Annotated in this window: 11 protein-coding genes; 3 read left to right on the forward strand and 8 right to left on the reverse strand. The window is 40.8% G+C overall.

Annotated elements, in window-relative coordinates:
- Window positions 1-28 precede the first annotated feature (28 nt).
- Window positions 29-913 (reverse strand): SMP-30/gluconolactonase/LRE family protein, encoded by an 885-nt coding sequence (locus tag LV85_RS08465; RefSeq protein WP_111318286.1) that lies wholly within the window; start codon window positions 911-913, stop codon window positions 29-31.
- Between the two features lie 377 nt (window positions 914-1,290).
- On the opposite strand from LV85_RS08465, the gene LV85_RS08470 reads away from it, so the two are divergent.
- On the forward strand, window positions 1,291-2,550 hold the full coding sequence (locus LV85_RS08470; RefSeq protein ID WP_111318441.1) for a dipeptidase: 1,260 nt from the start codon (window positions 1,291-1,293) through the stop codon (window positions 2,548-2,550).
- Window positions 2,551-2,602: 52 nt separating this feature from the next.
- Here the strand turns inward: LV85_RS08470 and LV85_RS08475 are convergent, their stop codons facing one another.
- Both LV85_RS08475 and LV85_RS22315 read right to left on the reverse strand, forming a co-directional pair.
- A complete protein-coding gene (locus tag LV85_RS08475; protein WP_245942216.1) occupies window positions 2,603-2,950 on the reverse strand; it encodes an ORF6N domain-containing protein in 348 nt (115 codons plus the stop codon).
- A gap of 19 nt (window positions 2,951-2,969) precedes the next feature.
- A complete protein-coding gene (locus LV85_RS22315; RefSeq protein ID WP_245942218.1) occupies window positions 2,970-3,113 on the reverse strand; it encodes an ORF6N domain-containing protein in 144 nt (47 codons plus the stop codon).
- A 258-nt stretch (window positions 3,114-3,371) separates the two neighbouring features.
- Here LV85_RS22315 and clpB point away from each other — a divergent pair, with 258 nt between their 5' ends.
- Together clpB and LV85_RS08485 are read left to right on the forward strand one after the other, a co-directional pair.
- The gene (clpB, locus tag LV85_RS08480; protein ID WP_111318443.1) at window positions 3,372-5,990 is read left to right on the forward strand and encodes an ATP-dependent chaperone ClpB; all 2,619 of its coding nucleotides are present in this window, start codon (window positions 3,372-3,374) and stop codon (window positions 5,988-5,990) included.
- A gap of 262 nt (window positions 5,991-6,252) precedes the next feature.
- Window positions 6,253-6,435 (forward strand): CPXCG motif-containing cysteine-rich protein, encoded by a 183-nt coding sequence (locus tag LV85_RS08485; RefSeq protein WP_111318288.1) that lies wholly within the window; start codon window positions 6,253-6,255, stop codon window positions 6,433-6,435.
- Between the two features lies 1 nt (window position 6,436).
- Here the strand turns inward: LV85_RS08485 and LV85_RS08490 are convergent, their stop codons facing one another.
- The 5 genes from LV85_RS08490 to LV85_RS08510 form a co-directional block, all read right to left on the reverse strand.
- Window positions 6,437-6,841: a carboxypeptidase-like regulatory domain-containing protein gene (locus LV85_RS08490; protein ID WP_111318290.1), complete on the reverse strand. Its 405-nt coding sequence runs from the start codon at window positions 6,839-6,841 to the stop codon at window positions 6,437-6,439.
- A gap of 63 nt (window positions 6,842-6,904) precedes the next feature.
- Window positions 6,905-9,139: a S9 family peptidase gene (locus tag LV85_RS08495; RefSeq protein ID WP_111318292.1), complete on the reverse strand. Its 2,235-nt coding sequence runs from the start codon at window positions 9,137-9,139 to the stop codon at window positions 6,905-6,907.
- 109 nt (window positions 9,140-9,248) lie between these two features.
- A complete protein-coding gene (locus LV85_RS08500) occupies window positions 9,249-11,426 on the reverse strand; it encodes a DUF5916 domain-containing protein (protein WP_111318294.1) in 2,178 nt (725 codons plus the stop codon).
- Window positions 11,427-11,529: 103 nt separating this feature from the next.
- Window positions 11,530-13,935: an outer membrane beta-barrel family protein gene (locus LV85_RS08505; protein WP_245942220.1), complete on the reverse strand. Its 2,406-nt coding sequence runs from the start codon at window positions 13,933-13,935 to the stop codon at window positions 11,530-11,532.
- Between the two features lie 168 nt (window positions 13,936-14,103).
- Window positions 14,104-16,251, reverse strand: coding sequence for a cation:proton antiporter (locus LV85_RS08510; RefSeq protein ID WP_111318296.1), 2,148 nt, complete (start codon window positions 16,249-16,251; stop codon window positions 14,104-14,106).
- Window positions 16,252-16,258 lie beyond the last annotated feature (7 nt).

The raw sequence follows: 16,258 nt of genomic DNA on the forward strand, positions 1-16,258 counted from the left end.
TTTTAGAATAAGTTGTATGTTGCTTGGGCTAATAATCTAATTTGTATGCGACCACTTTGTTTTTGAAAAAAGTAGGGACTAATACAATGTTGTCTCCTGGGATGAAACCAATGTCAGCAGTATTTGATTCTGCATCTTTGGTGTCCAAAAGCAAGGTTTCTACTCCATCGCTATTTACAAAGTAGATTTCACCAGCCCATCGCGAAGCCACATAATTGCCATCACCTAGAATGACCAAGCCATCACCACCAGTTACCTTATCGTTCAGGATCTTGGATGTGCCATCTGTGTTAAGCATTTTTAGACCAGCTTTATCTAGCATATAAAGATCTCCATTCTCAGCAATAGCGATACCATTGATAGATTCATGTCCTTCAGTTATTGTTGTGATATTGCCACCGTCAAGCATGTGGACTTTTCCAGTATTCATATCTGTGAAATACACTTTGCCATCATAGGTAGCAAGATCATTCAAAAAGCCAGCGCCCTCAATTGGATATTTATTGCTGATTGCCCCTGATTCCAGATTTACTTCTACCAGCTGATCGATGTCAGTTACATAAAAGTTGCCATTGGTGATTCCCATACCTTTAGGCGCATTCAGGCCGGTAATCCAGTTTTGATTAACTACGTTGCCATCCTTGTCAATAATGGAAATTGACCCTTTTCCGTCTTTTCCTCTAGGATCACCTTCAATATTTGAAACATATAGTTTGCCTGAAGCGGCATCATACAATACCGATTCGTTGGTGGTTAAAGTAGTGTCAGTTTCCCAGATTTTAGTCAAGGTCGGTGTTTTCACCTCTTCAACGGTGATCGCTTCGGTAGTTTCTTCTGTTTTTTTCGGACTACATTGAGCGAAAAGCAATGTGGATGATATGCCAAAAAGAGCAAGTTTTAAATTAGTGTTCATGAGTTTAGATTTATGGTTTTCAAAGGTTGTTTTTTAGCGAAGATGGTAAATAATTACTGCGCTTGTTATATCTCTTCGATGTGAAAAGTTACAACAAAAGAACTTTTGTGTCAAAGAAATAGAGATTAGGGAGAGAGTTTTGAGCGATGAAAGTCAGATTTGAGTTGTTAAATACATCCATCACTTATTTTGCAAGTGTCCAGTGATGCCGTTTAAAATTGTAATTGATTTGTCTTTGTAAGTCAAAATTTTTTATTGTGTGGATTATAATCTTTCATTAATCGGCTAATTTCTTGTCAGAAATGCCATTGATGGATTATTTTACTTCCAAGAAGGAAAATCCAATTATCTTAGGAATTAGTTTAACCCATCAACTTATGAGAAAATATTTTAATACGGTATTACTGGCAGCGCTGGCAGTAGCCTGCTCACCAAAAGAGCAAGATGCTAGTATAGATTACACGACACTTTCCGATGCTGAGCGATTGGAGGTGGCTAAAGAAATTGCACACGAAACCATCATCGTAGATGGACATGTGGATTTACCTTATCGCATGAAGGTAGGCGGATTTACCCTTCAGCGTGAAGTTTTGGATGTTTCGGTTCGCACTCCTGATGGGAATTTTGATTTCCCTAGAGCCAAGGAAGGCGGATTAGATGCTCCGTTTATGTCGATCTATATTCCTGCAGGTCTTCAGCAGACGCCTGGTTCTTCCAAAGCTTTAGCTGATTCTTTAATTCTGATGACTGAGCGTTTGGCTGAAACTTTTCCTGATCAATTTGCCATGGCATATAGTCCTTCAGATGTGGAGACTAATTTTACTGCCGGCAAAGTTTCACTTCCTATGGGAATGGAAAATGGATCTGCCTTAGAGGATGATATTAATAATGTTGCTTATTTTCAGGAGAGAGGTATTCGATATATCACCCTTACGCATGGCAAAGCCAATCTGATTGGTGACAGTAGTTATGATACAGTAAGATTGTACAATGGTTTGAGTGAGTACGGCGAGAAAGTGGTAGCTGAGATGAACCGAGTGGGAATCATGGTTGATTTGTCTCACGTTTCGGATGATACTTTCAAGGATGCCTTGGCTATCACCAAAGTTCCTGTGATTGCTTCACATTCTTCGGTAAGAAAGTTCACTCCAGATTTTGAGAGAAATATGAGTGATGAGCTGATTCAGGCTATGGCCAAAAATGGAGGTGTAATGATGATCAATTTTGGAGGAACCTTCATTGATTCAGCTTATGCTGCCGGTTCTGGGAAAGCTCGTGAACATTTGGTGAACTATATGGCTGAGAACAATATGAGTCGTGGTGATTCCGCATTCAAAGCTTATGCTTCTGAATATATGGCTGCTAATAATCCATTTCCAACTGTTCAGAGAGTAGCAGATCACATCGATCATGTGAAAAACTTAGTAGGGATTGATTATGTGGGATTGGGCTCTGATTTTGATGGTGTTGGTGACTCTTTGCCTACAGGATTGAAGGATGTGTCTATGTATCCAAACTTAATTGCAGAGCTATTGAAGAGAGGTTACAGTAGAGAAGAGATAGAAAAAATCTGTTACAAAAATGTATTCAGAGTGTGGCAGGCTGTAGAGGATTATGCGGTTTCCCAAAAGGGATAATCATTTGATATAACTCTTTAAATAGACCCTGTTTCATAAAGTGGAACAGGGTTTATTTTTTAAATCCAATTTTTGCTCTCTCTCCCAGACTTGGCTTTAATAGTTCTTCTATCATTTGATAGATATGATTAATGTGCTGGTTTTGATTTGACTCGGCATCTTGTAATGTCTGGATTTTGTCCTGTAATTCTGAATAATTAAGTGCCCATTCTCTGATCCTGACGAAAGTCCGAATAATAGAGATATTTACCTGGATAGCTGGCGGACTATTCAACACTGAAGATAACATCGCTACTCCTTGCTCTGTGAAAACATAGGGAGGAGTTCGTCGTCCTCCCCAACTTGAGGTCACATTTTGTGACTTCAAGTTTTGCCACTCTTCTTCAGAAAGTTGAAACATGAAGTCTATAGGGAATCTGTCAGGGGTTTCTTTTGACGGATTGATTTAAAACTTTCGTCTGTACACCATACATTTCTGCCAAATCAGAATCCAACATTACTTTCAGGTTACGGATATTGTGGATGAGCTGGAGTACCTGCTCTTCATTTAAAAGCTCGTTCATAGAAGATGTTTTAAAAAGTGTAGATTAATATAAGTAAACGAGGGATTTCAAATGCGCAAAATGTCGTAAAACCTTACTCATCAGAATATTATTCTGTCAACTTTTCCGCTTTAGCGTAATTAATAGAGGTTATTCGGTCATTATGACCGAAAAAAGTAAGTGGAAGTAGTTTTGATAGTAAGGTGGAGAATGGGAAAAGAGTTTAAAACCTCCGTTTCCAATAGAAGAATTAAGACACCACTATTAACCAACCATACTATGGACTTTAAACAATTCACGATAAAATCTCAGGAGGCGATTCAAAAGGCTTTGGAATTGGCAACATCGGCAGGACAGCCGAATATAGAGCCAGCACATTTGCTGAAAGGAATTATCTCTGAGGATGAAAATGTGACTGAGTTTTTGTTCAAAAAACTCGGTACAAATAAGCAACTCATATCTCAAAAGCTTGACGAACAATTGGGGCGCTTGCCAAAAGTAAGTGGCGGACAGCAGCCTCATTTGTCAAACTATTCGAATCAGGTATTGACCAAAGCCAAGGACTATCTTAAGACTTTTGGTGATGAATACGTTGCGATTGAGCATTTGGTACTAGCGATTTTGGCTGCTGGTGATGCTACATCTCAACTATTGAAAGATCAGGGTATTGCTGAAAAGCCTTTGATCGAAGCTATCAAGGAACTTAGAAAAGGAAATAAAGTGACCGATCCAAACGCAGAAAGTAAATATCAGGCACTGGAGAAATACTCTAAGAACCTGAATGAAATGGCTAAGAAGGGCAAGATAGACCCTGTGATTGGCCGCGATGAGGAGATCAGGCGAGTGCTTCAGATCTTAGCACGTAGGACCAAAAACAATCCGATTCTACTTGGCGAACCAGGTGTTGGTAAGACCGCAATTGTCGAAGGCCTGGCCCAGAGAATTGTGTCTGGAGACGTTCCGGAAAATCTTAAAACCAAGACTTTGATTTCTTTGGATATGGGTTTGCTTGTCGCAGGAGCCAAATATAAAGGTGAGTTTGAGGAGCGATTGAAAGCAGTTATCAAAGAAGTGACCGATGCGGAAGGTGAGATTATACTCTTTATCGATGAGATACATACGTTGATTGGCGCTGGTGGGGGCGGAGAAGGAGCAATGGATGCGGCAAACTTACTGAAACCTGCTTTGGCAAGAGGAGAACTGCATGCGATCGGAGCGACCACGCTGAAGGAATACCAGAAATATATTGAAAAAGACAAGGCGCTTGAGCGTAGGTTCCAAGCAGTAATTGTCGACGAGCCAGATGCAGCGGATGCGATTTCGATCCTGAGAGGAATTAAAGATAAATATGAATTGCACCACGGTGTCCGTATCAAGGATGATGCGGTAATCGCAGCTGTTGAGCTTTCTCAGCGATACATTTCAGATCGGTTCTTGCCAGATAAGGCGATTGATTTGATGGATGAAGCCGGTGCAAAATTGAGAATGGAAATAGATTCTCTGCCTCAGGAATTGGATGAATTGAATCGTCGAATCATGCAGTTGGAGATTGAGCGTGAAGCTATTCGAAGAGAGAAGAACCATGATAAAGAGACGGTTCTAAGCAAAGAGCTGGCAGAACTTGCTGAAAAGAGAGATAGTGTAAAAGCCAAATGGGAAAGTGAGAAAGCTGTGATCACAGGGATACAGCGTGAAAAAGAGCGGATAGATAATTATAAGCTTGAAGCTGAGCAGGCTGAACGGGCTGGCGATTTCGGAAAAGTAGCTGAAATCAGATATGGTAAAATCGTTGAAGCGGAGAAGAATTTAGAGTCCTTCAAGACTCAGTTGGCAGAGATGCAAGCGGGTTCTCCATTGCTGAAAGAGGAAGTTGATCAGGAAGATATCGCTGCGGTAGTGTCTAAATGGACGGGAATACCGATGAATAAAATGATCCAGTCTGAACGTGAAAAGTTACTGCATTTGGAGCTGGAGCTTGGGCATCGAGTGGCTGGACAGAAGGAAGCGATTACTGCTTTGTCCGATGCTGTGCGCCGAAGTCGAGCTGGATTGCAGGATCCAAAGCGTCCGATTGGTAGCTTTATCTTCATGGGAACTACTGGCGTGGGTAAAACCGAGCTGGCGAAAGCTTTGGCAGAATATCTCTTCAATGATGAGAACTCCATGGTTCGAATTGATATGTCAGAATATCAGGAGAGACATGCGGTCAGTCGTTTGGTAGGAGCACCTCCAGGCTATGTAGGGTATGATGAAGGTGGACAGTTGACAGAAGCAGTTCGTAGAAAGCCATACTCTGTGATCTTGTTGGATGAGATCGAAAAGGCTCATCCTGATGTGTTCAATATTCTCTTGCAAGTCTTGGATGATGGTAGATTGACGGACAACAAAGGTCGTGTAGCTAATTTTAAAAACACGATTATCATTCTGACTACGAATATTGGTTCGCATTTGATCCAAGAGCGCTTTGCTGAGATGGAAGAATGGAACAAAGATGAGATTCTTGATAAAACCAAGAAGGAAGTTTACGAGCTTTTGAAAAAGTCAGTAAGACCTGAATTCTTGAATAGAATTGACGAGACGATTATGTTTGAGCCGCTCAACAAGCAGATCATTCGTAAGATCGTGGACATCCAGTGGAAGGAAATTCAGAATAGATTGTCTGAATCCGGGATTGAAATCGAGGCTAGTAAAGAGGTTTTGGATTACTTAGGAGAAGTTGGCTTTGATGCGAATTTCGGAGCTAGGCCGCTGAAGCGTACTATGCAGCGATTGGTTTTGAATGAGCTTTCGAAACAAATATTATCAGGATATATAAAAAATGATTCTGCAGTGATGGTAGATCTGGACGCTGACAATCAGGTTTATTTCAAAAATGTAGGGACAGAAATAGAAGTGTAATTTAGGTTGATGGTTAGAGTTAAAACCTCGGAGCGAATGTGCTTCGAGGTTTTTTTTGTGGAAAATTTTTTGCCACGGTGGGCACGGAGGACTTCACAGAGGGCGCAAATATCCAGATCTGATTTTTAGCAATAGCAACTATTGAGATTGAGGGAAATTGCTTTTAGACTGACTGAATTAACGTTAATACCGTCAGTAGGATGACGCAATTAATGCAACTACCGTCAGTTGAAGAATATTGTCTATTTGATTACCTTGAAAAATGCTTGAGCACTACTTCCAATGTCCATACTGTTTGGCAGAAATATCTATGCTGATTGATCCGTCAATTTCTTCCCAGCAGTACATCGAAGACTGCGAAGTATGCTGCAATCCAATTGAACTTAATTTCGAAATCGAGTCAGGAGAAATTATAGTATTTGAAGCTAAGTCGATTGAACAATAACTTATTTAGCTTCCTTTTTTAAGGTGATTTTACCCAAGTCCTTGGGTAGTTTCTTGGTGTTTACCATTATCTCCTTGGATTCGTAATCAATCATAGAGATTTTTAAGGTTATAGTCTCTTGATTAAAATTTTCCAAATCCAACCAAAAATTACCTTCTATATCAGTAACGGTTCCAGTGGTTGTCTCTTTGACGAGGATGACAGCGCCTGGAATGGGTTTCTTATCTGGAGAAAGAATGAGACCCTTGACAGTTTTTTCGCCTACGAGTTGTACTGTTTCAGGAGCAGCGGTAAGCTTTGTGATAGAGAAAGCTAAACCTCCAAGGAATAAACAAAAGGCAAATACCACCCCAATATTTATCCTCCTCAAATTACGTTTGTGCGAATCAATCAATGTATTTTTCATAGATCTACTAATTTTTAATAGTAAGAAAAATAAAATAGTTTGTTATTCCTAATTAATTGATAATTAATTCACTGGAGTATGAGTCATTAGGTAGTTTGTCAACAAAGTATATAAATGCAGACTAGTGCCAGCACCTTCAGAGATTCCATGAGAACGATTTGGGTAGGGCATCATCTGAAATTGTTTGTTGTGCTTGATCAGTTCATTCATTAGCATTTCGGCACCTTGGTAGTGGACATTGTCATCGCCTGTGCCATGCACGATCAATAGGTTTCCTTCTAAGTTTTTAGCATATGTGATAGGGGATCCTTTTACAAAGTCCTCCATATTTTCCTGCGGCAAACCCATGTAGCGTTCCTGATAGATGTTGTCATAGATTAGCTGATTAGATACTGCAGCTACAGACATTCCAGTTTGATAGACTTCAGGGAATTTGAACATCAGGTTTAGTGTCATCGAACCACCACCACTCCAGCCCCAGACAGCTACTCTGCCTTCATCCAAATAAGGTAGTTTCAGTAATTCCTTTGCCGCCAAACCCTGATCCTGCGCATTGATAACACCGATTTTTCTGTAAATGCTTTTTCTCCAAGCGCTTCCCTTCAAAGTTGGGGTACCGCGATTATCCATATCGATGATGAAGTAGCCTTTTTGCGCCAGCATGATATTGTAAAGCCCAACTTGTGTGTCGGTGCTGACCGTACTCCAAGGTTCTCCATATACATGGAAAAGCACTGGATACTTTTTTGATTCATCAAAATCAATTGGGTAAATCACACGAGCATCCATCGTAACTCCTTCTGGGGTAGTTACAGTGGTAAATTTTATTTCAGGTGTATTAAGTGAAGCTAGCTTTTGAGTATAGTAAGTGTTTTCAACCAGATTTTTGATAACTGTATGTTTTGGGAGACTGATTAGTCGCACTGTAGAAGGATTCTTGGTGCTTTGATTAGTATGGATTGCAACCTGGCCATTCGGGGCGATATCGTAGGTATTAACACCTTCAAATGCTTCAGGTGTTACTCTGCGTAGTTCTCCTTTTCCTGCCAAGTCGATCGCATAGAGGTACCGCTGAGTCGCATTATCAGGAGAGGCGATAAAGTACACTTCCTTGTCTGTAACCCCGCCAAAGGATGCTACATCAAATTCTCCTGGAGTAATCAAGGTTTTATTGCCTGTGGCGATATCAATTTTATAAATATGTCTCCAGGCATTCTTTTCGGTCATTCTTAAAAAGGCTGTTCCATTATCAACTAAGGGTAAGCTGTTGTCGCTCCAGCCGTTTTTGGAAAGATCTGGATAGGCCAAATCCACCCAGGTTTCCTCTGATTCGGTATAGATTTTATTCAGCTCAGCAGATGAAGGCTGGTAGGTCCAGATGGTCAAAAGATTTTGCTTACGATTCATCTGTTGGATAAGTAGTAAATCTGCATTGATCCACTGCATTCCTGGAAGGTAATTTTCAGTTTCTCCTCCCGGAATCGGAATCCAGTTAGTTTTTTGCGTAGCCAAGTCGATCAGGCCTATTTTGGCTCCAGCGGGTTCCTGACCTACTTTTGGGTATTGTAATGGGATAGGTCTGGAATAGACAGAGTCCGTATAGTTGATCATGTAGAAAGTCCTGATTTTGGAAGCGTCGATCTGCCAAAATGCAATGTGTGCTGCATCTGGGCTCCACGAAAAACCGTCGCGCTTTCCAAATTCTTCTTCGTAAGCCCAGTCAAATGTTCCATTGATGATCTCGCCTGTACCGTCAGATGTGAGCTGCGTGATTTCTCCAGTTTTGAAATTTTCCTTGTACAAATTGAATTTTTGCACATAGGCTACATATTCATTATCCGCGGAGAATTTTGCAAACATCAGTGAAGAAGCTTCGAATTTGCTTCCAAGCTGCCTTAGTTCTTTGGAGGTAAGGTCGTAAACCCAATAATCACCTTTGGTGTTTGACCTCCAGACTCGACTGGAGTTCGTGAAAATTAGAACCTTTGTCCCATCGTCCGACAGTGAGAATGATTGAATTGAAATGGCTTTACCAGCACTTTGCAAAGCAGACCCAGGTACAAAAACACTTTTCTCTAAGGTTTTAGAATCCCATCTCGCCAGTTCATTACCTTTTTCTACGGTGACATAAGCTGCTCCATTTTCGATCCATTGGATTGGTTGGAGCCTTTCTTGGACAAATTCTCTTGAATTATAGATTCTGTCCAAATCTAAAAGCCTAAGGTCCTGAGCAAGAAGAGTTCCTGTGAAAAGGGTGAAGAGTAATATTGAAAAGAGTAATCGAAAAGGAGATCGCATAATTCGGATTGTTGGCAAATTTGATTTCTAAAATAAAAGAATATATCCAGATTAATCTTTTGAAATCAAACGAATAGTAAGATAGGTTAATATCAGCCTAGTTGATTCGTTAAAGATTCCACCAATAGGTAAACTTCAATACTAGTGAGCGGTTTTTGGTGTAAAAAGGGGCGGGGAGGTAATTGTCTGTGTAAACCAAAAACAAATCAGATGCAGGCTTAAATCTCCACTGAAAGCGAGTATTTAGATTGATGTTTTCGATTTGCTCATTGTATTGGACAAAAGCTGTGAAAAATAAAGTGTTTGTCATCGTGACATCGACTCTAGGGCCAATAAGCCAAAAGGTATTGGTGTACCAAGGTTCTGGCAGGATGATTCGATTGTAATTGGCAGACATGGTGATACTCACATAGGGCTGGAACCTGTAGCCGAGCTCAGCAGTCACATTATATCGATCTCCATCGGCGTAGTATCCACCCATTCTCGTAGAGAAGGCATAGGTTAAAATACTCTGCGGTTTGGACGTGTATTCTGTGCCCCAAGCAAACCATTTGTGTTGTGAGCCAGCGGGTAAGGTTTCTCCGCTGTAATTCGTAGGGTCGAATGGACGCTGCAGCATGACATAATCATAGGCTGTCCAAAGCAGAAAAGTACTTTGGCTTCGCCACTTTACATTATAGGCAATGAAGCTCGTGTTGTCGGTGTATTCCCCAGATTTGTTCCAGTAGGAAGTGCTGCTTATATCGGGGCCATGGCTGAGGATTTTCTCGCTTTTCGGAAACCAACGATATCCTATTGTTGGATTTATTTTGAAATAACCATTTCGAGGTACGTAACCCACTTCAGCAGTATAGCTTTCCGAGACATATTCATGCTGCCATTCCCAGGTGAGATTGCCAGAGGTGTATTTGAGGTTTGCCGCCTGGACGAAGCCTTGATCGGAATTGTCCGGACCAAAGCTTTTCAAACCCATCACCTTCCCCGTCCATAGGTTGTTGGATGTGGCGAGGTTATATTCCAGTCCTAGATTTCTATTGAATTGTGAATAGATTGGCTTATCAGAATTTGGATCTGGGTTATAATTCAGCGCCTGTTTATTGACGAATATGGCACCGATATTGGATCTGGAGCCTACTCTCCTCTGGACTGCCAAGACAGTGAAGTTCTGAGAGGGAAGTGCCTCTTCTTCCACTTTTCCGGTTTGCATATTCATCGCACCGACACGCCAGTTTTTGTTGATTTTTCCACTTAGTCTAGCTCCAAATTGAATCGGCGCATTCAAGCCGATTCTTCTGGAAAAGAATGGTCTTATCCTTTCATATCCAAAACTGGCAAATAGGTCTCCGTTTTCTAGGAAAAACTGTCTGCGCTCTGGGAAAAACAATTCAAAGCGATCCAGATTTGTCACTTGTCGATCCACTTCCACTTGAGAAAAATCTGGATTGACAGTTAAATCCAAGTTTAAAGAGGAAGTTAAACCGATTTTAACGTCACCTCCAATTTCTTTTCGATACATAGGCTCTTCTCCTTCAAACCTATTTTGTCGAAATCCTCCAAGTGCATAGGGGATGACTGAGATGTTGGCCCCAGTTTGTGGAGGAGCTTGATCCCACACGAGTATTCCTGTATACGCTAAAGAGGCGGAAGGGAATTGACGAGGCACGGGTGCCCAGCCAGATTTCTCTGTAGTTTTCAGGTCTAGTCTGGAAAAATTGATTCCCCATTCAGTAATACCTTTTTTGTATCGGATGGATTTAAAAGGAATTTTAGCTTCAAAAACCCATCGATCATCGTAATTGGTGACTTTGGAAGTCCACTTGTTATCCCAGCTAAGATCCACACTGCCTCCATTGTACATGATGCCGTCCCATTGGGCCCCTGCGGCATTGGCACCAAAGGAAAACCCATTCGTCTGATCATCGAAAGGATCCATGAAAAGTAGGAAGTTATCATTTTTTCCAAAGTTGAAATCCCGTCGTAGTGATTCCACCATATAAGGGCCTTCGACAGCATGAAAATTCTCAACCAGCAAGTAAAGATTCTCTTCATCATAGGTCATTCTTACATCTGTTCTCACCTTCGCATAGCTAGTATCCATCGGAGTAATCATATAAAAATCTGTAGCAACCTCAGCATCCAGCCAGGCTTGCTCATCCAATGCTCCGTCAATCAGAATCTCGGAGCTTGCTTTTTGGATATTTAGGCGATATGAATCGTTGATTTTCTGAGCATGGACTGATGTCAGGTGGACTAGAGTTAGAATAAAAAATAAAGTTAGTTTACGCATGGGGCCACATCAGGTAAATACTTTTGCAAGGCTTTGTCAATTAGAAGGTTCAATAAAAAATTGACAAACCCTTGAGCTAGTTAATAAAAGTTCTGGTAGAACTTTATTGTTTTAATCTGTAGCTCAAAGTCAGGATAAACTGTCGCCTTTGGTATTGGGAGTTTCCTTCGGTAAAGAAATTTACACCTTCATTGATAAATCTATTGCGTCGTGAATTGAAAATGTCTGTAACATTGAAAACCAAAGTACCTCTGTCGTATAATACACTTTTGCTGGCTGAAAGATCCATGTAGAAAATTCCTTTTCTATATCCTTGAACCGTTTTCTGCTTGGCATCGTAGTTTGCTCGTATTTGTATATCAAATCCATCTGCTATTGTGAATCTGGAAGTCTGACGGAAAAGCCAAGAAGTTGTCTTCGTTTCGTACCCATTCTGGATGTTAGTCCCATCGATATCTGCATGAAAGAAGTTGACATTAAAGTCTAGTTTCCACCAGTCGTACAATTGATAATCACTGCTGATTTCTACTCCAAATGAATTTTCACCGTTCAAATTATAGGGTAATGTTCTAGAAAATCCCTCATCATTTACTGAGCGAAGTCTTTCGATTTTGTCAACTGTGTTCCTATAATAGATAGTAGTGAAAAGGGTTCCTTTGTCAAAATACTTGATGTGCCCTAGTTCAAAAGCATTGGTATACACAGGATTCAAATCCGGATTTCCCGAGAAAAAATTTCTTGAATCTGAAAGAGTCACATATGGGCTCAAATCATTGTAAACAGGTCTTCTTACACGCCTACTATAACTTAACTGAAAAGCATTTTCTTGGCTGATATTATAAGTCAAATGAGCGCTAGGGAATAGGTTGGTGTATTTTCTAGGATTGACTTCGTCGGTTTCTACTAATGTGGTTTTTACATCCGTGTATTCCACGCGAATACCGCCCTGATAGCTCCATTTTTTGGAAGTATTTCCTATTATTCCATACACTGCCAGTATATTTTCATCATATAGGAAGATGTTGTCCAGGCCTGGGATTGGATCAAAGTCACCATTCTCATCTTCCTGCATCACGAGGTAGTCATTTTTCATCTCACGGAAACTAGTTCTGAATCCTGATTCAAATTTCCCTTCCTTTCCAAAAGGCTGTACATAATCCAACATCGCCAAATACTGATTTTCATATTCGTCATTCAGTGAAGTTTGAACTACAGATGAACCCTCTATGGGTTGTCCTTCTGGAGTAAAACTTGACTGGGTAAATAGCTGATCAGAATTTTCCCAGTAATTCAGGTAAGTCAAGGTGCCTGTCAGCTCATGACCTTCTCTTTCGAATGTTTTCTTGTAATTCATCGAAATCTCAGAATTTGGCTCCTCCTCTGTTTCATCCTGTCTCCTCAAGGTATAGCTCTGGAGATTGTCTGAGGTGTTATAAGAATCTTCGTAGCGAATATCGGTAATTCTGTGTGCGTCACTTCTTCTCCAGAGATAGGATAGCGTAAGTATGCTACTTTCACTGAAGTAGTAATCTAAACCACCGCGAATGTTATTGTTTAGGCTTTTTACTTCCCCTTCATTGTTTTGGTTTAGGATAAATGTGGTGTCTACTCCATAAGTTTCCTGATAGAGTTCATTCACGTTTGGAGATCTACGATGTGTTAGCCCGTAATTGATAAACCAATTGATTTTCTTGTGTCTATAATTCAAATTGGCTGTAAATCCTAAGTTGGTAGGAACTCCGCCCACTACTTCAAAAGAGCCATTAAAGCCTTGATTATTATCCTTTTTCAGGATGATATTGATTACACCTGCCATCCCTTCCGCCTCATAGCGTGCAGATGGATTGGTGATTACTTCTACACGCTCGATCATATTGGCGGGCAATTGCCGGAGACCTGCACTTCCTTTGAAACTCACCAAGCCTGAAGGCTTGCCATCGATAAGAATTCTGACATTAGCAGAACCGCGTAATCGAACATTTCCTTCCGTATCCACTGCTATAGAGGGAAGATTCATTAGGATATCACTTGCATTTCCACCTGCATTTGCCAGGTCTTTTCCCACGTTGAAAATCCTCTTATCCAACGAAAGCTCCATGATAGTTTTTTCACCTTGTACGACTACCTCGTCTAAATCACTTGCAGAGGTTTTCATATTGATTTGACCTAGATCATAGGAAGGAGCTTCTTTGGAAGTTGTAAATGGATCAGTTTGGAAGGGTTCATAGCCCATGAATTCCACCAAAGCATAAAATTGGCCAATAGGGACATCAATTTGGAACTTCCCCTCATCATCTGTTAGGCCTCCTGAAATAAGGCTGTCAGCACTGGTGTAAATTCCGATCGAGGCAAAAGGCAGTGGAGAATTAGAGCCAATATCGAGGACATTGCCAGTAACAAATGATCCTTTTCTTGGTGATTGCTGAGCTAAAAGCTGAAAGCAGGAAAGCATGCTGAAAAATAGTAGGAAAGCAAGCTTGCTGAAAAAGCTTCGGGTGAAAATATGCATCAGTGGTAGCTTAGGTTATAGGTTTGGGGAAATTAATCCCGAAGCAAATCTTGTTTGGGGTTAAAATCATGAAAAGATATTTCGATTTCACCGAAAAAGCAGTTAATAAATGATCAAAGGTGGATTTTTGCGTACGAATAGAAAACAATCTTATAGAAGATGGAAAGGCTATTTTCTTTTCAAAAGTTTGGAAACTGTTTTGCCTATCCAATCCAATCGCTCAATTGGTCCGATCAAAGATCCATGCAGCATATTCCTTGGCGGCATCCCCATCAATTTTGGTTGATTTGGATAGATGAGGATAAAGCTGTGATTTTTCAACCACATGTTTATCAAATGAGGAACTCGCTCAAAACGAGGGTGATAGGAGGCCTCTCCGCGTCTACTGAGGATTATAATTAGATTGTCGTCAGGCTTGAGTATAAAGTTCAGCTTATCAAGCTCATCCCAGTCTGGGAATGGTCTGAAATCTACACGAATCGGATTATTTCGAAGAATTTCACTGAGGTATTCTTTGGTTTCTTCGGAGGTATAAAAGATCATTTTCACACCGGAATTTTGGGCAATATTCCAAACTTTGACTAGCCAAAACGGAAATCCAAGCTCCTTTTCTGCCTGAGGCGGAATGAAGACTAGGTGACGTTTATGCGTGTCAAAAGGTTGATGTGGCTTATATATGAAGGTTGTTGTATTGCACTTGCTAAGAAGTCCTTCCGTAAGATTTCCTAGAAAACTGTCGTCTAACTCTGATTTTTCGTGGAGTCCGAGGACTAGATCTGTTATTTTGTTTTCGTGAATTACATTTGAAATTCCGTGCTCGATATTCGTATCATATCGAAGGAGCTCATACAGGAAGTGATCGGTTGAACTGGCGGATTTACTAGCTTGTTTAAGGGTTTTTTGAGCTTTCATTTCCGCATTGCTATCTTCCTCTTCTGGATTAATAATACTAAGGGCGTATAGGTTTGACTGTTTCTGGGCTGATTTCAGCATAATACTTAGATGAATCAATTCGTCAGATGTTTCCTGATTTCTCACGGGTATGAGTATGCGCTCCGGCGATTCTTCGATCATATCATTATCAAGTGGTGAATCTGCCAATAAGATCCGTTTGGCAGCCTTTTGAGCTTCAATGGATGCAATAGTACAGGTTACCAAAATCATAATGATAGTGCCATTGAGTACGTATTCCGATAGGAGTCGTATTGGGTCCCCGTTTTCGTCAGTTCCTAGAATAATTTTGTAGCCAACTGTCACCGCTGCCAAAGTTGCCGCAGCCTGTGCGTTGCTCAAACCGAAAATTACTTTTCGTTCATCTTTGGTGAAACCATATGTTTTCTGTGTGGCCAAAGCTGCGAGATACTTGGCGAGAGTGGCCACTACTGTCATGACAATTGCTACAATTATTGTCTCCCAGCCATTGATAAATGCAGTGAAATCAACCAGCATCCCAACGCCTATCAGGAAAAAAGGTATGAAAATCGCATTACCAACAAACTCAATTCTATTCATCAAGGGAGATGCATGAGATATTAGCGGATTTACAGCCAATCCTACTAGGAATGCACCTATGATAGGTTCTACTCCAGCTAGCTCAGCCATAGCCGCTCCCAGGAATACCAATACTAGACAGAATACATATTGGGAGACATTATCATCGTATTTCTTCAAAAACCAGCGTGCGATTGGGGGTACAAGAAATAATACGATGCAAGTGAATACCGTAAGTGAAACTACTAGTTTCATCCAAAAAAGGGCATTTACATCCCCTTTAGTAACTTCCACGACTATGGCAAGAACCAGTAAAGCGAGTGTGTCTGTAATGAGTGTGCCGCCCACGGTGATGTTGACGGCTCTATTTTTTGAAATACCCAACTTAGAGATCATTGGGTAGGCAATCAGGGTATGGGAAGCAAACATGCTAGCAAGCAAAGTAGAGGTAAGCATGCTCATATTCAGAAGATATAATCCCGCAATCATACCCAAAATCATAGGGATCAGGAAAGTATACATTCCGAAAACCATGCTTTTCTTACTGTTTTTCCGAAAATCTACGAGATCAATCTCTAAACCTGCCAAAAACATAATGTATAGCATCCCAGCCGTTCCAGATAGGATGATCCCACTATCCCGTTCAATTAAGTTAAGCCCTGTCGGGCCTACGATGGCACCAGCGATGATTAAGCCAAGAAGTGGGGGGATTTTTAGTCTGTTAAGCGCAATCGGAGCCAATAAAATGATCAATAAAATCAACAGGAATTTGCTCACCGGATTCTCGATCGGCAATACAAATTCAGAAAGTTGATCTAGATGCATAGTTTAT

Origin of the sequence: Algoriphagus chordae (assembly GCF_003254055.1) — a bacterium.
GTDB lineage: Bacteria > Bacteroidota > Bacteroidia > Cytophagales > Cyclobacteriaceae > Algoriphagus > Algoriphagus chordae.